The sequence below is a fragment of the Tannerella sp. genome (assembly GCF_030528505.1).
Taxonomy (GTDB): Bacteria; Bacteroidota; Bacteroidia; order Bacteroidales; family Tannerellaceae; genus Tannerella.
Genome location: NZ_JAUMYS010000058.1, coordinates 1 through 19,781 on the forward strand (window position 1 = coordinate 1; position 19,781 = coordinate 19,781).

At 50.8% G+C, this 19,781-nt stretch carries 14 protein-coding genes; 2 read left to right on the top strand and 12 right to left on the bottom strand.

Translation table 11 applies throughout. From position 1 onward, the window contains the following. Positions 1–78: 78 nt before the first annotated feature. From Q4A89_RS09290 to Q4A89_RS09330, 9 genes are all read right to left on the bottom strand, one after another. Complete coding sequence (locus Q4A89_RS09290; RefSeq protein WP_303185094.1) at positions 79–2,337, bottom strand: GH92 family glycosyl hydrolase; 2,259 nt, start codon at positions 2,335–2,337, stop codon at positions 79–81. Further along, positions 2,330–2,689, bottom strand: coding sequence for a hypothetical protein (locus Q4A89_RS09295; RefSeq protein ID WP_303185095.1), 360 nt, complete (start codon positions 2,687–2,689; stop codon positions 2,330–2,332). Before Q4A89_RS09295 ends, Q4A89_RS09290 begins: the two co-directional genes overlap by 8 nt. Positions 2,690–2,748: 59 nt before the next feature. Continuing rightward, positions 2,749–5,292, bottom strand: coding sequence for a S9 family peptidase (locus Q4A89_RS09300; protein WP_303185096.1), 2,544 nt, complete (start codon positions 5,290–5,292; stop codon positions 2,749–2,751). After that, a complete protein-coding gene (gene ccsA, locus Q4A89_RS09305) occupies positions 5,282–7,732 on the bottom strand; it encodes a cytochrome c biogenesis protein CcsA (protein ID WP_303185097.1) in 2,451 nt (816 codons plus the stop codon). Before ccsA ends, Q4A89_RS09300 begins: the two co-directional genes overlap by 11 nt. A 236-nt stretch (positions 7,733–7,968) precedes the next feature. After that, positions 7,969–9,138 (bottom strand): OmpA family protein, encoded by a 1,170-nt coding sequence (locus tag Q4A89_RS09310; protein ID WP_303185098.1) that lies wholly within the window; start codon positions 9,136–9,138, stop codon positions 7,969–7,971. Positions 9,139–9,390: 252 nt separating this feature from the next. Further along, positions 9,391–10,281 carry a glucose-1-phosphate thymidylyltransferase RfbA gene (gene rfbA / locus Q4A89_RS09315; RefSeq protein WP_303185099.1) on the bottom strand — a complete coding sequence of 297 codons (891 nt, stop codon included), beginning with the start codon at positions 10,279–10,281 and terminating at the stop codon, positions 9,391–9,393. Positions 10,282–10,285: 4 nt separating this feature from the next. Further along, on the bottom strand, positions 10,286–11,425 hold the full coding sequence (locus Q4A89_RS09320; RefSeq protein ID WP_303185100.1) for an adenylyltransferase/cytidyltransferase family protein: 1,140 nt from the start codon (positions 11,423–11,425) through the stop codon (positions 10,286–10,288). Positions 11,426–11,610: 185 nt separating this feature from the next. Then, positions 11,611–12,921 (bottom strand): L-fucose:H+ symporter permease, encoded by a 1,311-nt coding sequence (fucP, locus tag Q4A89_RS09325; protein WP_303185102.1) that lies wholly within the window; start codon positions 12,919–12,921, stop codon positions 11,611–11,613. A gap of 15 nt (positions 12,922–12,936) precedes the next feature. Beyond that, positions 12,937–14,730, bottom strand: coding sequence for an L-fucose isomerase (locus tag Q4A89_RS09330; protein ID WP_303185104.1), 1,794 nt, complete (start codon positions 14,728–14,730; stop codon positions 12,937–12,939). Positions 14,731–14,890: 160 nt separating this feature from the next. Between Q4A89_RS09330 and Q4A89_RS09335 the strand changes: the two genes are divergently transcribed. Next, on the top strand, positions 14,891–15,271 hold the full coding sequence (locus Q4A89_RS09335; RefSeq protein WP_124750362.1) for a YkvA family protein: 381 nt from the start codon (positions 14,891–14,893) through the stop codon (positions 15,269–15,271). A gap of 5 nt (positions 15,272–15,276) precedes the next feature. On the opposite strand, the gene Q4A89_RS09340 is transcribed toward Q4A89_RS09335, so the two are convergent. Next, positions 15,277–16,086: an MBL fold metallo-hydrolase gene (locus Q4A89_RS09340; RefSeq protein ID WP_303185106.1), complete on the bottom strand. Its 810-nt coding sequence runs from the start codon at positions 16,084–16,086 to the stop codon at positions 15,277–15,279. A 256-nt stretch (positions 16,087–16,342) separates the two neighbouring features. Between Q4A89_RS09340 and Q4A89_RS09345 the strand changes: the two genes are divergently transcribed. Further along, complete coding sequence (locus Q4A89_RS09345) at positions 16,343–17,830, top strand: DUF3943 domain-containing protein (RefSeq protein ID WP_303185108.1); 1,488 nt, start codon at positions 16,343–16,345, stop codon at positions 17,828–17,830. Between the two features lie 509 nt (positions 17,831–18,339). Here the strand turns inward: Q4A89_RS09345 and Q4A89_RS09350 are convergent. Both Q4A89_RS09350 and Q4A89_RS09355 read right to left on the bottom strand, forming a co-directional pair. Then, positions 18,340–19,056 carry a DUF5071 domain-containing protein gene (locus Q4A89_RS09350; RefSeq protein ID WP_303185109.1) on the bottom strand — a complete coding sequence of 239 codons (717 nt, stop codon included), beginning with the start codon at positions 19,054–19,056 and terminating at the stop codon, positions 18,340–18,342. After that, positions 19,020–19,610 carry an SH3 domain-containing protein gene (locus Q4A89_RS09355; RefSeq protein WP_303185111.1) on the bottom strand — a complete coding sequence of 197 codons (591 nt, stop codon included), beginning with the start codon at positions 19,608–19,610 and terminating at the stop codon, positions 19,020–19,022. The genes Q4A89_RS09350 and Q4A89_RS09355 overlap by 37 nt, the downstream gene beginning before the upstream one ends. Between the last annotated feature and the right edge of the window lie 171 nt (positions 19,611–19,781).

A 19,781-nucleotide genomic window follows, 5' to 3' on the forward strand; every position in this document is an offset into this window, starting at 1 on the left:
AGTGTACGAACAGAGGCTGCCCCTCCTCGATAAACGAGTCGAAGCAGCCTCTGCTTTTTTCGATATTCCCTCGGCCGGTTATCGCTCAGCCGGGTCGGCTCCCATCGTAAACTCCAGCACTCCGCCGGCCGTTATCGCGGCGAAGTCGATATAATGTTTATCATACGGAGCGCCGTTCAGCGTAACCGATCGGATGTATTTATTCGCCGCGCTGTTGTTCTTGGCGACGATCCGGAACGTCTTGCCGTCGCCTACTTGCAGCGTGGCTTCGTTCACCACGGGGCTGCCGAAGTAGTAACGTCCGCCGGCAGGTTCCACCTGATACATGCCGAGCGCCGACAGGACGTACCAGGCCGACATCTGACCGACATCCTCGTTGCCGCAAAGCCCTGCGGGACGGTCGGAATAAAGACTGTCGAGTACGAAACGCACTTTCTCGGCCGTTTTGGCGGGCTTACCGATGCAGGAATAGAGGTAGAGCACGTGATGGCTCGGCTCGTTGCCGTGCGCATACTGGCCGATCAGTCCGCTGATGTCGGGCGAGGCGTCCGCGCCCATATCGCCGGAGACGATGAAGAGCGAATCGAGCTTCTGCTCAAAGGCTTCGCGACTGCCGAACAGCGCGACCAGTCCTTCCACATCGTGCGGTACGAGCCACGTGTATTGCCATGCCGTTCCCTCGGTATAATCGTTCTCGCGATGCACGGAGTGGAACGGATCGAACGGCGTGCGGAAATTTCCCTTCGAGTCTTTCCCGCGCATAAACCCGGTCGACGGGTCGAAATAATGCGCATAAGCCTTGCTCAGCTTCGTGAAATACTCGGCATCTTCTTCCTTCCCCATCTGTTTGGCTACTTGCGCCACGCTCCAGTTCGCAATCGCGTACTCCATCGTTTTGGCCACCGACTCCACTTCCTTATCGAAGGGGATGTAACCGTATTCTTTCATATAGCCCTGGCCTCTTTCATCGAGCATCGCCGAAGTCTTCATCGCCTCGAACGCCAGCTCCTTATCGAATCCGCCAAACCCTTTCAGCACGGCATCGGCCACTACGCAGATTCCCGGATTACCGACCATGCAATCCGTTTCGTTCGCCATCAGATGCCAGACGGGCAGTTTGCCCTGCTCCTGATAAATCGCCAGCATGGTGCGGACGATGTCCGGCATTTTCTCGGGGTGAATCAGCGTCATCAGCGGATGTGCCGCACGGTATGTATCCCACAGCGAGAAGGTCGTATAGTTCGTAAATCCGGCCTGATGGTGCACGGTCTTGTCCGTCCCGAAATAATCCTTGTTGACATCGCAGAACTCCGACGGAGCAATCATCGTATGATAGAGCGCGGTGTAGAAGATGCGCTTCGTGCGTTCGTCGGCATCGACCACCACCTTGTTCAGCTCCTCGTTCCACGCCTTGTCGGCCTGAGCCACTGTCCCTTCGAAATCCCAGCCCGGCAGCTCGGCTTGCAGGTTCATCTTCGCATTCTCGGCGCTCACGGGCGAAAGCGCTACTTTCACGTAGACCGTCTCGTTGTCTTCCGTCTCGAAGAACGCCAGTCCGTACGCTGCCGACGCACCTTCTTTCAGCTCTCTCCGCTCCTGCCGGAAGCTTTTGATCGGCTTCGAGAACACGGCCGTGAAATAGATGCGCTGATCGTGAGCCCATCCCTGCGAGCAACGATACCCCGATACGGTCGTATCATTTTCTTGCATGACGACCCCATCGACCGGGCGATCCCACCCGATGCCGTGCTCAAGGTCGAAAATCACTTGGGCATCGGCCGATTTCGGGAAGGTGAACTTATGAAACCCGACGCGCTTCGTGGCCGTCAGCTCCACATCGATGCCGAAGCGATCGAGACGCACGGCGTAATAACCGGGGCGAACCTTCTCCGTCGATCGGCTGAAGAGCGAATAAATCCCCGAAGCGGGATCGCTCAGGTCGCCGCGTGTCAGTTTCACCTCGCCGACGGCCGGCATCAACGAAATATCGCCGAGGTCGCCGATCCCCGTCCCGCTCAGGTGCATCTGTCCGAACCCGATGATCGTCGAGTCCGTGATATGATAGCCGGAACACCAGTCCCACCCCTGACTGTAATTCGTCGGCCCTACCTGTACGAGCCCGAACGGAACGTTAGCCCCGACGAACACATGCCCATGATCGCCCGTCCCGATGTACGGATCGACATACTGTGTGAGGTTTTGTATGGACGAAGGCTGACCGCCCTCCTCTCCGCCGCTGCGCTTGCAGGCCGTTACCACGATGGCGAGCATCAGGAAGCCCCACGCGCCGGCCGTTTTCATTCTGTGCAGAATCTTTGTTTGTCTCATTTCAATCATTATTATTATTACGTTTAACTAATTCTTCCGTCTGTTCTTTCTTGACAAGTTTCCCATTTCTGAAAACGAAAAACGTGCTTACCATGTGCTCATTCCGGTGCGCATAAAGACCTTCTTTGTAGCACAACACTTCAATCGTATCGCCATCTTCGGTGTACAGTTCTTCGTTAAAAGGCTGACCGTATTTTTCCAAAATAAACGCTTTGCTAACCCCCAGCTTGATGTCTTCGTTCCGGAATCGGGTCGAAGTCCTGAAATAAGAGGAACACCCCGACAGCATCAGGAAAAACAGCGCTGTCAGAGCGATCGTTTTCATCCGGCTGATGGTGCTGACCGTAAGATTGATTTTCATACCATACCATTTATAAATAAAACATTGCTATCTAATTCTACTCATTCTCCATCCCCAATTCAATCCTGATAGAGATCGTTCCACCACGAAGCGTCTCCCTTCAACCATTTATCGAACCACGCACAAATCGATTCGCTCCATTTGTGTCGTTTATCATAGTCGAGGATATGATGATTTTCTCCTTTGATTTGGAGGAGTTCGGCGGGCTTGCCTAAAATCTTCAGGGCGGTGTACATCTGGATACTTTCTCCCGGCGGCACGTTCGTATCGGCCGTGCCATGAACGAGCAAGATCGGTGTCTTGATCTTGTCGGCATGGAACAAGGGACTCTGGTCTACATACAACTGCCGGTTGTTCCACGGATAACTGCCGGCGCTGGCTGCCGTACTGTACGAATACCCCCAATAGCCTTCGCCCCAGTAACTGCTGATGGAGCTGATACCCGCGTGCGATACGGCGGCGGCAAACATATCCGTGCGCGTCTGCAGATACATCGTCATAAACCCTCCGTACGACGCACCCATACAGCCCACCTTCGTCGAATCGACAAAAGAATGCTCGGCGATAAACTGCTTCGTCCCTTCGATGATATCGTCCGACGAGCGTTGCCCCCACGTATTGACGTGCAAGGCCGAGAACCGCTGGCCGAAACCGATGGAGCCGCTCGGCTGAAGGATATACACCACATATCCCATCGCCGCATAAACGTGCATCGGGTAATGACTCTCGAAACGACGCTCGACAGGGGCCGTTCCTCCGTAATAATAGACAATCATCGGATATTTTTTCGTCGCGTCGAAATCGGGCGGCAGACAGTAATATCCTTTGATTTCCGTACCATCGGAATTGATGAAATCCCAGTCCTTTACTTCGCCCAACGTGAGTTGCGACAAGTACTTGGCGTAAGGATCGGCAATCCGCGTCGTTCTTCCCGTCCTTACATTATATATATAGGCACGTGTGGAGTTCGAAAGGCTTACGCCGAAATAAGTCAGTAAAGAGGCGTTTTCCGACATCTCAAAACCGCGGACAACCTCTTCTTCCGAAGGCAGACGCGAAAACTTTTTCGTTTTCAAATGATACGCATATAAGCAAACACGATCCTGATCTCCGACCTGAAAGTAAATCGTCCGGTTGTCCGCGCTCCAGCGTCCCCGCATGATGTTGGGATTAAAATCTTTCGTGATCGGCTCGATCTTCTTTGTCGACAAGTCCATCAGAAAGGCCTGCGTATCGTAACTGTTGGCGATCTGTCCCTCGGCTACATTCAGCCCGATTTTCCCGAACGACTCCGGGCCGCCGAAGATCAGCAGTTGCTTTCCGTCAGGCGAAAATTCCGCATGCGCGGCATAACTGTCTTTCCACCACAGCGTATCCACACGCATCGTTTCGATATTGAGGCGGAACAGGGACGTTTTGCGGAAAGGTTGCTCCGTAATGGTTTCTTCCATCGTCGAAAACAAAATGTACCGACCGTCACGGCTCACATCGTTCAGATGCGTACTTTGCGCCCCGAAAGTAAGTTGTCGCGTCAGCCCTGTTTTCAGGTCGTAGCGGTAGATAAAAGCATGAGACGGTTGACTGCCGTCGCGTTCCATCAGGGTATGCATCCGGAAAACATTCTCCGGCGTTTTTTTCGCATCGTCGGCTTTCGTATAGAACAATGCCTTCTCATCCTGCGAGAACCGAAACGACTCGTCCGGAATATTTTCCGCCAGCACGCTCTCTTCGAGCGTTTCCGGGCGGATGGTTACGAGATGCGTCCGGTCGCCGGCTTTCGAAAGGTAAAACAGACGTTCCGTTTTCGGCATCCATGCCAGACCGCGCTTTTGACGGTCGATATCGATCGTCACCCGTCGGCCGGTTGAGACATGGTACAACTCTGTCGAGTGCGATGATTTCTTTCCGTACGAATCGGTATACGAAATCAGCACATAATTTCCTTGCGGAGAGACCGACGTTCCGCTCACACGTTTGCCCTTAATGACATCATCGAGCACAATCCGGCGTTTCGAGTCATGCGAAACCGACCATACGGCCGTACTTTTCGCATCGTTTTCGAGCGATATTTTCAATGTCGTCCCCTCGTTTGTGCCCGCAGTAGACAATAACTTAACCACCACACGCGCGGCCTGCGGATACGGGGCGAGCGTGGCCGATAACTCCTTCGCCTGAGTTTGCGACTCTTCGACCGTCGTTTTCGTCGAAACCGATTGACCGTTTACAAACAGCTCCGCCAACGCAGGAGTAGCGACCTTCACTTTCACCTTTCCGTACGCCTTTCCGTGTACGAAGAAAGAGAATAGCTGCACGAACGGTTTTCCCGCACCCGAGGCGGCGACGTGAAACAGCCCGGCCGTATCGGCTTCGTACGTTCGCGTAAAGGCCGCCTGTTCCGGCACGGTAAGATGCTGTTTCAATAACTTTTCATGATCAAACGAGTTGCCTTTTCGGTCGGCCGTGTCGACGGCAAAAGGTTTTTCTACTTCGATCGGAGCGATTCCTTTCAGCGTCGTCAAGGTTTCGCTTTGTGCCGATCCATGGATAAGTCCCAGTACAAAGAGCAGCGCGATCTGCCAGATACGATTCATTTTATGTTTCATTAGTGTTATGTTTTATATGATTCATCTTCAAAAAACGGCCTTTTCGTGCCGTAACAGCCAGCACTGCGACGACGCCGGCGATAAGATACAAATAGATAAAGACGCCTTGAATGCTGTCGTTTTGTCCGTACGAATGCATACCGCTCAGGAAATAGTTCACCCCGAAATACGTCATCAACACCGAAGCGAAAGCCATGACCGAGCAGAGATTCAACGACCAAAGGTTGTACCATCGAGGGAGTAAATGGAGGTGGGTCACCATCGTATAGACAACGATCGTTATCAACGCCCAAGTCTCTTTCGGGTCCCATCCCCAGTAACGTCCCCACGATTCATTGGCCCATACGGCACCCATAAACGTTCCGACCGTCATCAACATCAGTCCCGCGAGTAAGGCGATTTCGTTGATCACGGCAAGCTCCCGAAAGGAAGCCGCATAATGCTTTAACCGCACCTTACTGAGCACAGTCATCATCAACAGATTCGTGATGCCGATCAGGCAGGAGATGCCGAAGAAACCGTATGCCACCATCAGAACGGCTACGTGAAACATCAGCCACGGCGACTTCAAGACAGGGACTAACGGATTGATTTGCGGATCCATCCAGTTCAGTCCCGAGACGAACAGAATCACGCCGGCGAACAGGGTAGCCAATGCGAAAGTGATCCGGCTGCGGCGCATAAATAAAAAGCCGGCACATACGGTAGCCCATGCCACATACACCATCGTCTCATACGAATTGCTCCATGGGGCATACCCTCCGATAAGCCAACGAAGCCCCATGCCGAGCAGGTGAAACACAAAGACTGCTCCCACACAGACTCCGAGCAAGCCCAGCAGACGGCGAATCCGGCGATCCTCCCTGAAAAATAAAACAAACGAAAGCAAGAGCATCATCCCGCCGAACGATAAATAGCCGATCTTACACCAGCGAAAGACCTCCAGTTTATTATACAGCAATTCCAAACGGATGCGGTCCGTATCGATGTAGACCGTACGGTTCTTTTTTTCCTGATATTCCTTGATGTTCCGCAGCGCATCGTCGGCTTTGCTCCAATCGCCCGACTTCAATGCCCGCCTCACCTCCGACAGATACGTTACGAAACTACGCGAAACAAACACCGAATCTTCTCCGGCGTAAACCGACAAGTCCTCTCCCGGAGCATACCAGCGACTGTTCGTATCCGTCTCATGCGGAAAAATACGGAGCAGCTGTCCGTTAGCCACCTGATGAAAGATATTGACCTGTTCGTCCAACTTGATGACATCCTTATCGAAGCCCGATCGCTGTGTCGGCACTTTCCGGTAGGCTTCTTCCAATCGTGCCTGCAACTTATACGCGCCATCCCGATGGAACAACTCGGCATAGGCACATGCGCTTTTCGTCAGATCATAATATTCGGCCAGCTCATTATCAGGCAATGCAATAAAAGGTACATGCATCCACATCTCCGGCATGGCCAGCAGACTTAACAGAAAGTGATCGGGACGTAAGCCGCCGATGGTATTGTTTTTATGCAATTTGCGCAATATCTCGGATGAGAACGTATTGACCGGAATCATCCGTCCGTTCATTGACTGTACCGGAAGCGATCCGAACTGCGCGAGGTGCTCGTCCGGAATATGGATTTGCAAGACCGCCTCCTTCATCGCGGCCCGATCCGGCATTCCCCGAACAGCAGCAGGAAACATGCAGAGAAGAAGGAGGAGAAATACCGCCGTATAATTCTTCATCTGACCGATCAACCGGCGCAAGCGGCTGTTTCGTCCCGCGATACACCCGATAAACCCGGCCATGAGTAGCAGATAGCCTGCATACGTCACATTACGCCCTGCCACGTCTTTGTTGACAGAAAGAATCGTACCTCCTTCATCGGGATCGAACGACGCCTGAAAAAAGCGATAGCCTTTCAAATCAAGTACGTTATTCATAAAAACCCGTTCCTTGAGCACCTGCCCATCGACATAAACGAGCAGATTGCTCTCGTACGACGAAGGGCTCGCGGAGCCGGGGTAGCGTGTCAAGGTAAATCGTTCCAGCTCGATCTCGAAGGGCAAGGCCGACATCCGTTGTCCGTGATTGGAGCGGATAAGCATGTGGCTCTTCTTTTCTCCTTCTCTCAGATGAATCGTTCCTTCTATACCGAACAGATGCGAAATAAGGGCTCCTAACAGAATGACGACCCATGAAAAGTGAAGAAGTAACATGCCCCAACGCTTTCTCTTTAAAAACTGACGCCGTCGTATAATGGCGATAAAGTTGGCGATCAGTGAGAGCTGAAGCAGAAAGAATAAAGGAGAATAGTAGATCAGTACTTTGGCCAATGTCGAACCTTGTGCTTTCTCGATGAAAGTAGCTGCCGAGAGTCCCACTGCATAGAGAGCGAGTAACAGCAGCATGGTTCTATAAGAAGAGATTATCTTTTCAATCGGAAACATACCATGTTTATACGGTCACAAAGCTACGAAAATATAAAGATAAAAAAAAGGCGGTGTGTCATAACGGGCGAACTGCTTCGTTGCTTGCGGAATGCGAGCTCAGTCACATACGTTAGTATGCTCCCTCGCCCTCATCCTTAGCGCCTTGCATTTCACCCTTTCTTACACACCTAAAGAGGGTGTGCCCAAACATTGCGTTTTGACACACCCTCCTTTTTCGTTATAATCAAGATTGATTATTTATCATCCGTATTCATGATAACCACACGGTTCCAAGCATTTTCAGCATACGGCTGAACCGTATCACCCATCCACTCGATAGAGATGTTATCGGAAGAGATACCGTATTTGTCGATAAGTTGTTTAGCAACCGCTCTTGCACGTCTTTCAGAAATGCCTTTGTTGTAGTCCGGATTACCCGTCTTTCTGTCTGCATAACCTACCAACTTGATCGGCAAGCTGTGTTTCTTCGCGTATTCAGCCGTGTTGAAGATGCTTACTTCCTGATGTCTGTCAATTCTTGCGCTGTTCAGACGGAAGTAAACTACGTTTTGCAGATTTTCACGCGGTTCTTTCACTTCCGGGCACTTCGGACATTCCGGACAGAATTCCGGACGTTTGCTCAATTCTGCATTTTCAGCACGCAATGCGTTGATCTGAGAATTCAGGTCGTTCAGCAAATCGTAATCCATCGGCTCGATTACCTCAAATTCTTTTCTTCCGAGGTTGAAGTTCAAACCCAGCATCGCCTGTACCGGACGATCGTAGCGGGGACGTGCGTGAGAATCCCAATTCCAGTGCTCACCCAGCAACGTATATTGTCCTTCGAGGAACAAGTCTACGCGTTTGCCCAGACGGAACATAAATTGAACACCACCGTTGATCGAAGCCGATTCGGCTCTCGGGAAGCTGTTGCTGTTTTTATCTGTATAGCCGGGACGCAAAGCATACCCCAAACCTACAAACGGAATAAAGCGGAACACTTTCGATTCTTTGTAAGGCGCCCAGAAGTTGGTCACGTCCCACATGATATCTACATGCGGATTGATCCACCAGAAATCTTGAGCATTGTCGCTCTTGTAATTGTTCTTTACATAGCTGTAATTTTTCATCTTACCGCCATTCACCTGCAAACGGAATGCCATGTACGGATTATACCACTTACCGATAGAGATTGCTCCCGACGGGGCGATACGATCGGCAAAGTCGGCATTGCCGTTCAAATCTCCAAACAGAATGTTCGCACCTCCGGCCAACGAGATAAACATGTTATCTGTTGCCTTGTTTTTCTTAAAGTTCGTTTTCGAACCGTTTTCCGTGCTGAAGCCTACCTGCGGCTGATATTGCTGCGCAGATACAGACAAAGCACCGAATAACATCGCTAAAAGTAATACCTTAGTCTTCATAAATCTATTCATTTTTTATTAAACAATAACCTATTCTTCACTCTTGAATCATCAATATTATATTTCATTTTCATCACGTTTGCTAACGCGCATTTCGCAGCAAAGGTAATTCTTTTTTTCTTCTAAACAAATAAAATATGTATTTTGTTCTGAATTTTTTCCAACACCATCTCCTCTCCTTTTTTACATGCATCTCCGAAGAGCCCTATCCTTTGATCATTTCATTCTTTATCAGCAATCTTATTTTACCTTCTACCGACTGTTCTGCCCTTCCATCCACAATTTCATCAGATACTCTCCATACGGATTTTTCATCATCGGTTCCGCATTTTTTTTCAATTGATCCGCACTGATCCAACCCTGACGGTAAGCAATTTCTTCCACACAGGCAATCTTCAGTCCCTGTCGCCGCTCAATCACCTCCACAAAGGTGGAAGCTTCGGTCAAAGAAGCATGCGTACCGGTGTCCAGCCATGCGAATCCGCGTCCGAGAAGTTCGACTTTCAAGCGGCCGCATTCCAAAAAGGCCCGATTCACTGAAGTAATCTCCAGCTCTCCACGCGCCGACGGTTTAACGCTTCGGGCTATTTCTACAACTTCGTTCGGATAGAAATAAAGTCCGACAACGGCATAGTTCGACTGCGGATGTTCCGGCTTTTCTTCAATGCTCAAGACGTTCCCTTGCTTATCGAACGTCGCTACGCCATATCGCTCGGGATCGTTTACGTAATAACCGAAAACGGTTGCGTTTTGTTCTTCGCAAACGTTAAAAACTGCGGTTTTTAACATTTGTGTAAAACTTTGACCGTAGAATATATTGTCGCCTAAGATAAGGCAAACATTGTCTTTGCCGATAAAGTCCGCCCCAATGATAAATGCCTGCGCCAATCCGTCGGGCGAAGGCTGTTCGGCATATTCGAAGCGAATCCCCCAGTCCGATCCGTCGCCCAAAAGCCGCCGGAAGCCGGGTAAATCCTGAGGCGTAGAGATTATCAAAATATCCCGTATACCGGCCAGCATAAGCACCGATATCGGATAATATATCATCGGCTTGTCGTATATCGGGATCATCTGTTTCGATATCCCTTTCGTAATGGGGTACAAGCGTGTCCCTGAACCTCCGGCTAACACAATTCCTTTCATCTTGTTATCCTCTTCTGATACGTATTTGAATGGCATTTTCGACCGGCTGCTCACTGATGAGGACCAGATATCCACCTCCGCCCGCGCCGCTTATTTTCCATCCCAACACACTCGATTTATATGATTCTAATGCCATTAACACTTCCGGAACAATCATGTTCGGGAACATGGCAACCTGCGCATCAAAGCTTTCCGACGAAGCCTTGCCCCAAGCGCTTACATCTTTTGACTTCAGGGCGTGCCAACATGCTTCGGCCGCATGACTCAGGCGCTTCGCATCGGCTTCGTTGATGAGCGTGTTGGCAAGTACGTCGTATTCGGCATGACGCGGAGACAGAGGGACGAGCCACAGACGCTGTTCGATCCATTCGAGCAGCTCGCTATCGGTGATCGATTCGATCGACTCCGGCCAGTAATCGCCGTCGTAGTAGAAGCGGTTCAAGCCCGGAAATACAATGCCCAGCGAATCTTGAGAACCGCTGACGTATTTCGTCCCGGGTGGATTCTCGAAACAAAATAACGTACGTGCCAGCTTTTCTTTATCTCCTTCGGGAATATCCGTCTGCCATAATTCGACGGCTTTCTTTCGCGAACTGGTAGACATCCCGCTACGATCGTTGAATTCGTAGTCCGGCTCGATGCTTATCGTTAAGACTGCACCGGGACAATACTTACTGACGTAAGGCTGATCGAGCCACCCTCCGGCCAGATCGAGCCGATAAGGAATCAGGCACTCTTTGCGCAGCGCTGTTGTAGAACGAACGGGTAAGCTGCCGTGCGGAATCCGTCGACTGACGATGTATTGAATGCCCAGTTCTCTGCACAGCTGTTCTTTAGCCGGCGTATGTCCGTCGCTGTTGACAAAGAAAATATCGGGCTGCAAACGCTTCATATCTTCCACGAAATCGAGTACTCCGCTCCCGCTGTTCACCCATGCTTCTTTGACACTTTTCAACGCGCTGACCATGTACAGACGTTCGTCTTCGGTATGAATTGTCTTGCGTGCTTTCAGTTCATGGATCGTTTTGTCTGAACCGATGCCGACATACAAGTCGCCATGCGTGGCCGCCTCTTCGAAGAAAGCGACATGGCCGCTGTGTAGCATGTCATAACATCCGCTGACAAACACTTTCTTTTTCCCCATTCTTCCTGTTTCTTAATACATCCTTCACTTCAATATACGCGGCAAATGTATAAATTTTTCTTGTTTATATGCTATCTTTTCAACAAACACCGCATAAAAAAAGATGCGCATCGCAACTGTAATGGCTCCGGGATATTGAAACAACCTACTGTTACGATGCGCATTGCTATTAACTTAAAAAGTAATCAAACAGCTTCGCTGGAACGAAACGTACGCAGTCCGTACGCCGCAATCACAACAAAGCAAAACAGCGGCAAAACGAACGACAAGTTAACTGCCGGAAAACCTTTAACCGTTCCCAAGTCGATAACGGCAGCCTGCAAGGGCGGTAACACCGACCCTCCAAGAATCGACATGATCAGCCCGGCCGCTCCGAACTTCGCATCTTCGCCCAGCCCTTTGAGGGCAATACCGTAAATGGTCGGGAACATCAGCGACATACAGGCCGATACACCGACAAGACAATACAACCCGTAAATGTCACGGAATCCGATGACGCCAAGCGTCAGTACCCCACCCGCAACGGCCAGGATCATGAGCAACTTCCCGGGATTGAGATACCTCAACAGAAACGTGCAGACGAAACGGCTGCAACAGAAAATAACCATCGCCGCAATGTTGTATTGCTGGCTCAACACTTCGGCATCTTTCTCGGCCATCCCCTGTTCCATAAAGATGCGGGTGCCGTACTGGATGATAAACGTCCAGCACATGATCTGCACACCGACATAAAAGAACTGCGCAATCACTCCCTCACGATAGCGAGGGAGTGAAAAGATGCGTCGCAACGTCGGCAGAAAATCAATGGTGTGCGACCGGTCGGCATTCTTCGGCATCTTCACGAAACGAATCAACAGAAACATGGCGAGGATGACGACACCGATAACCAGATAAGGCGTGATCAGCACGCCGAGATCATACTGTTTGAGGGCTTCGAACTGCGCATCGTCGAGCATTGCGCGTTGTGCCGTGTCCATCGGGTCTAACCGTGCCTGAATAAATGTCATGGCCACGAACATGCCCATCAACGAGCCGATCGGGTTGAACGACTGGGCAAAATTGAGCCGCTGCGTGGCCGTCTCCTCCGTTCCCATCGAGAGAATATACGGATTGGCGCTCGTTTCGAGGAACGAGAGTCCGCAGGTGAGAATAAAATAAGCGATAAGAAACGGGTAATAGCTTCCGGTCATTTTAGCCGGAAAAAAAAGGAACGCGCCGGCGGCATACAACGCAAGCCCCATCAGGATACCCGCTTTGTATGAATATTTGCGGATGAAAATGGCTGCCGGAAAGGCCATCGCGAAATAGCCTCCGTAGAATGCGACCTGAACAAGCGCTCCTTCGGTCACGCTGGTGCGGAATATCTTCGAGAACGCCTTGACCATCGGGTTGGTAATATCGTTGGCAAAGCCCCAGAGAGCGAAGCAAAACGTAATTAAAACGAACGGGATGACATAACTCACCCCGTCCTTATGTAAGATCGACTGTTTCTTCATGGTCTCGCGCTTCGTTCAATATTTCCCGTAAAGCGGACCGTAAGTGCGGCAAGCCCGGTAGTCCGATCCTTCCTTATCCATCCCGAAGGCGTTCCACGAAGCCGGACGGAAGATATCGTCTTCTTCCACATTATGCATGCAAACAGGTATTCGAAGCATCGAAGCCAGAGTAATCAAATCGGCGCCGATATGTCCGTAACTGATCGCTCCGTGATTAGCCCCCCAGTTGTTCATTACCGAGTAGACGTCTTTGAACGGACCTTTGCCGGTGAGCCGCGGTGCGAACCACGTTGTCGGCCAGCCCTTGTCGGTCCGATCGTCGAGGATTCGGAATGTTTTTTCGTCGAGGTCTACCGTCCATCCTTCGGCCAGTTGGAGTACGGGGCCAACGCCTTTAACGATGTTCAGGCGCATCATCGTGCAAGGCATTCCTCCCTTGGTGAGAAACTTCGAAGAATACCCTCCGCCACGGAAATATTCACGGTTAGCGGGCATCCAGGTCGTTGCGTCGAGACAGGCCTGCGCTTCGTCTTTCGTAATCTCCCAGAACGGCTTCATCACCGGTTTGCCTTTTTTGTCGCTTTGCTGGCCCGAACCGTCGAGTGTGGCCGCACCGGAATTGATCAGGTGGATGATCCCTTTTTCCGCTTTGCCGGTCAGTTTTTTACCCGCAACGCGCAATACGGCTTCGGGACTCCAGTACGTTCTGACATCGGCAAAGATCTGAGCCGTATTCGTCAGCAGATAGCCGAACAACATGGCTGCGCCATTGAGCGAATCGTTCTCGGTGGCGAGTATGAAGGGAGCACGAATGCCGCTCCAGTCGTACGATGAGTTGAGGAGCGCTTCGGTAAAGTCGCCGTTCGGATAGAAGTCCGTCCACTGGCGCTGTCCCTGGAAACCTGCGGCGATCGCGTTATGTCCGAGCGCTTCTTCGCCGAATCCAAGCGCTTTGAGTTTGGGATTCCCGACCATCAGGTCACGTACGATGAGGGTCATCTTCACGATAAACTCCCAGTCTTTTTCGTGCTCCGCTTTAGTCTTTGCCAAGTCTTTGCGGTTGATAATATCTTCGCCCTGCTTGCAATTTTTCTTTGCCCACGCAAGCGCTTTCTTATACTCGTCCTTATCGTAAATTCCGTCTTCCATGCGACGGATGATCTCAACTTCATCGACCCCTTCGCAACGCATACCGAGATAATTCTCGAAGAAATCGGGATCGACGATCGACCCGGCAATACCCATGCATACGGCGCCGATCGACAGATAAGACTTGCCGCGCATCAGAGCGACGGCCATCCCCGCACGTGCAAAACGCAGCAGTTTTTCGCGCACATCGGCCGGGATATCTTTCGCGTCGGCGTCCTGCACCTCGTGTCCGTAGATGCCGAAAGCCGGCAATCCTTTTTGCGCGTGAGCCGCCAGCACAGCCGCCAGATAAACGGCTCCCGGACGCTCCGTTCCGTTGAATCCCCAGACGGCTTTCACCGTGTGCGGATCCATGTCCATCGTTTCGCTGCCGTAGCACCAGCAGGGAGTTACGGTAATCGTCACCGCCACGTTCTCTCGCCTGAACTTTTCGGCACAGGCTGCGCTCTCGGTCACGCGCCCGATGGTTGAATCGGCAATCACACACGCCACCGGCTTCCCGTCGGGATATTTCAGCGTTTTCGTCAGTAGCTTAACGACACTTTTTGCCATGTCCATCGTTTGTTTTTCGAGCGACTCGCGCACTCCGCCCATTCGTCCGTCGATGGTCGGACGAATTCCAATCTTAGGCCATTCTCCTTGAAATCTGTGTACTTCCATGTTTGTTCAATATTTTTATGATGTTTCTGACTATGCTCAAAAAAAGCCTTCAATATTACACATCTTTTCCGAATCCCGCAAATCTTTCTTCCCCTTTTCCGCACGATTCCCGAAATAATGTATTACCTTTGCCTCTGCAAAACAACAAAAACAGCCTGAAATGGACGAATTGAACAACGAAAATCTGCCCATTCGACGCCTTGAAGAAACAGGATCGTACAGTAAATATTACGATGACAACCGTTTTTGGCGTAAAGTACGACGCATTGCCCAAAAAGCCGGTACCAGTGTGTTGCGCCCGGTTCTTCTACTCTATTATATGATGAAAAGCGAGCATGTACCGCTGCGCGATAAGGCATACATTGTGGGTGCCTTAGGCTATTTTATCCTGCCGATCGACCTCGTTCCCGACCTCATTGCCGGGTTGGGTTATACGGACGATTTGGCCGTCATTGCCATCCTGATGAAGCATCTGAAAGACAATATTACGCCCGAAATCGAGTTGCGTGCCGACGCGAAAATACGCGACTTGCTGGAGTAAGCAGCTTAAAAGTCGTCTAACTCGAAGAGCGGCGAAGGCGTCATACGTTTGAGCGTGGTCAAACGCACATCTTTACCCACCCGTATCCCTTCTGCCGAAAGACGCATATCGACCGTCTTGTAAGCCAAATCGGGATGATTGTTTTCACGGCTCAGGTGGCAGAGCCAGATATTTTTCAAGGCCGGCGTATAATGAGTCACCAAAAATTCAGCCGCCTGATGATTGCTCAGATGACCGGTCGGACTTGCCACACGCTCTTTAAGAAATTCCGGATAATTTCCGAAACGTAACATTTCTTCGTCGTAGTTCGCTTCCAACACCAGATGATTGGCCATACGTACGTATTTGCTGATGGTATCCGTGATATGCCCCACATCGGTAGCAATCGTCAGGCGATGATTGCCGTAAGTAATCAGATAACCTACGTTTTCACTGCTGTCGTGAGGCACATCGAAGGCTTCGATGCGGAAATCACGGATCATGAACGGCACTTCTTTCTCGATCACGCGGCGCGAGTGAACCAATGTTTCCTCCACATAACGGCTACGGGCAATACCCTCATGCACGGCTTCGGTAGCATAGATCGGGATGTGACAGCGTTCGCCGAGACAGCCGATCGTCTTGATATGGTCTGCATGGTCGTGCGTAACGAGCACTCCCATGATCTTTTCAAATTCGACGCCCCGGTCTTTCAGCACTTTTTTAATCGTCCGGATACCGATACCGGCATCGATCAAAATACCGTAATCGGATGTACCTACATAATAACAGTTTCCGCTGCTCCCGCTGGCGAGGCTCAAAAAAAATAGCTTCATCTTTTTTTCCCCTGATGCAGATATTCGCATCCGCATCCTTATTTTTTTTGGCCGCAAAAGTACGTATTATTTCCCTACACGCGAAATCCCGTTCTTCTCATGTACGGCTCGTGACGAATGATGTCCGCTGACTTTCAGCGAAGTTTTTTCACACCGTTGAGTCTTCGTTTTTTTCATCGGCACTATGCCGGCAAGGCTTGGAAGATCGGAAAATTGCCTGTATTTTTGTTTCTGTTTTTTTAGATAACAAACAGAAATGAAACGACTTTTACTCATTCTAACCGCATGTTTATACTTTATGGCACCTCAGGTGAAAGCGCTCGACCTATCGAACGACTCCCTGTCGGTAGCCGAAATTCCTTCAACGGACACGATTCCGGTTCTTACACGAAAACCGGTTCTGGCAGCCGGCGAAGTATTCGGACTGAATATGCTTGTATGGGGATTCAACCATTTCATCATGGACGAAGACTTTGCGCGGATCAATGCACGTTCCATCAAAACAAACCTCGGCACCTTGCCGGTTTGGGATACCGATCAGTTTTCGACCAACCTGATTGCGCACCCGTATCACGGATCGCTCTATTTTAACTCCGCCCGATCGAACGGGATGCGTTTCTGGGAATCGGTACCGTTCACGTTCGGAGGCAGCCTGATGTGGGAATATTTTATGGAAAACGAACTGCCGTCGGTCAACGATCTGTTTTGCACGACGTTCGGCGGAGTAGAGCTGGGTGAAATCACGTTTCGGCTCTCCGATTTGATTCTCGACAGTCGGCTCTCCGGCTTTCCGCGTGTGGTGAGCGAAGTCGTGGGAGGAATCGCTTCGCCCATGCGGGCTTTCAACCGCCTCCTGTCGGGCGAGGCTTGGCGCATACGGCCTTACAAAGGCAATGTTTGCGCACCGGTCGACGTCGATCTGAGCTTGTACAGCGGAGTGCGTTTCCTTTCCGAGCAGGAACGTTCACGATACGGAGAATTCAGCGTCAACCTTGGGCTGCTTCTTGCCTATGGCGAACTGTTTGACGATGATTACTATTCGCCCTACGAATATTTTCGCTTTCATACGTCGTTCGATTTGTTTTCGAACCAGCCTGTTCTTACGCAGGTGAATGCCATCGCAGCCCTCTGGGGCAAAAAAGTGTGGGAATCGGGGGCGCGCTCGTTATCGACGGGAGTATTTCAGCATTTCGACTACTACAATTCGCGGATTAAAGCGCGCGACGGGCAGCTCGTTGCTCCGTACCGTATCGCCGAAGCGGCCGCGCTCGGCGGAGGACTGATCTATCAGAAAAAAGCCTTACCGAACCATTATTTCGATCTCCGACATGAGTTCTACCTGAACGGTATCGCTCTCGGAGCAAGTCTGACCGACTATTTCTTCGTCGACAATCGCGATTACAATCTGGGCAGCGGTTACAGCGTCAAAACATATACCGGATTGACGTTTAAAAAACGTATCGAACTAATGATAAACATGGAGCACTACCACATTTACACATGGAAAGGATACGATCCGGAGCTGGACTTATCGACGGTTAACGTGCGAGACATCAATATGCAGGGCGATGCCGGGCACGCCCGTCTCGGCGTCTTCTCGTTGAAACTGTCGTACTACGCTTCTCAGAAGTGGAACGTCAGCCTTTCGAACAGTTACTACTCCCGCCGCACGCATTACAAGTACCGCGAGGATGTGGAATTTGCCACGTCCGACGGGCTGTTGACGGTCGGTTATACGTTCTAACCTTCGCCTACTAAGAATGAATTTAATTCAGGCCTTCAGCCCTGCGAACAAGGTCTGGATGTCAATCCCCCACCCTTGCGGGATGGGGCTGAAATAATCCGGGCTTTCAGCCCTTGTATGCTCTTCGGGGGTTGAGGTGTTGATTCGTTGACATGCTGAGTTGTTGAATTGTTGAGATGTTTATTTGTTTAGTTGTTGATTTGTTGGCTGTCCTGTGCTGAATGCTGACCGCTGATTGCTGAAAGAGCCCTGAAAGGGCGAAATAATTCAGCCCAATGTGGAGCGAAGCGGAGCGTTGGGAAAAAAGGTAGCACCCATTGGGAGGGCTGTAAGCCTGACATATATTAATTGTTAAGGGTTAATTGTTAATTGTTATGCATGGTACACGCCGCATCATGTACCCGGTATGACAATGAACCATTGACAATTAACAATTAAATAATGGTAAACGCCGAACTGCCTATCGCGTAATTTAGGTTAAAGAAAAGTGAGGTATCGCGGTGCGAAACCTATGCCGTGTCATCCAACCACTTCCAGGCGACACGATCGAGCGATACAGATGCTTCTTCCGGTGTCGGGCTTTCGGCCAGCCGGGACAGTGCCTCCATCAGCGTTAAACCGATGGTGTCCTCAAGAGCGGGGAGTAATGTTTCGATCACCCGGCGTTTCCATGCCGTGTCGGATTGCGCCGGCGCCAAGACAGCGACCAGATGTGTTTCCACTTCGGTTTGATGCGCTGACAGTAAGACGAGCATGTTTTGAACGATCGGACAGTCTTCGTACCGAAACCATTGGAGTAGACGAGGCCAAAGAGGAGCCAATTCGTCGTCCGAAAGGCCGGTCAGTTGCTCCACAGCGGCATAATCCCGCCCATGCTTGGGTAACAGGCGATACGCGGGAAACGTGTCCGGCTGCCCCAGATCTATCACGACACGGCCGTTCTGGCTGATCCTTCCGGGCATGTGATGGCGGTCGACCTCAACGGTCCGATCGTTCTCCCGGTCGAAAAATACGAAAGAGATATCGGGAACGGAAGTTTTCTCGTCAGGCTTCATCCGAACAGTCTGATACCGGGCATTCACTATGCGACCGTCGCCGTAGACAAGCCGATAACCTCGTTTCGGATGCTGATGCACATAGTGATACAGCACCTTCATTGCATCGGACGGTGTTTCGTGGGGTTTCATCGTTACGGACACGTCGTGAGCGGATTCCAGCACAGCCATTCGTTTTGTACCCACCCGACGAAGGCTTTTCCCTCGGGCGAAACGTATTTGACTTTAGACCATCCGACGCGGACGTCGACAAACGTGACCTGCTCCTCCTGCTCAATCGTAAATGCCACCGGACTGTTCGTGTCGGGACGGGTATAGAAGGTCAGTTGCGCGTTCTCGCCATAGTTGCGCGTGTCGTTGGCCAGCAGCGATCCGTGGATCCACGCCTCTTTTCCGTCCAACACAATCATTTCTTCTTCGGCCGTCAACTCTTCGATTTGGGGAGCGATACGAAACCAACCGTTCCACGATTCAAGGACTTCTACGCCATACGCTTTGAAATCTTCTTCCTCGAAGCGGATCGTTTGAATCACCTCTCCGCCCGGTATGCGGCGTATGTTCGTGCCACTACTGTCGGGGTCGGCGATGTAGGCAAAAATACGCATCTCGTTTGTCGGGTTAGTGTTCCGGTACGTTGCCTTGAACTTTTGAGCGGTGGTCGACTGTGCCGTCGCCCATAAGGTGGCCGTCAACAGGACAGCTGTCATAAAAATAAAGCGGTTCATTATTCTACGTTTTAATTACATTTCCCTGATGCAAAAATACGTAGAAGTCCAAGAACCGCAATAGGAGATTCAGTCTTTTCTACGTTCAGATGTTTTTTGTTTAGCGGTCAGCAGTCAGATTTACCACAAGTTGCACTAATTTAATTGTCAATGGTTAATTGTTAATTGTCA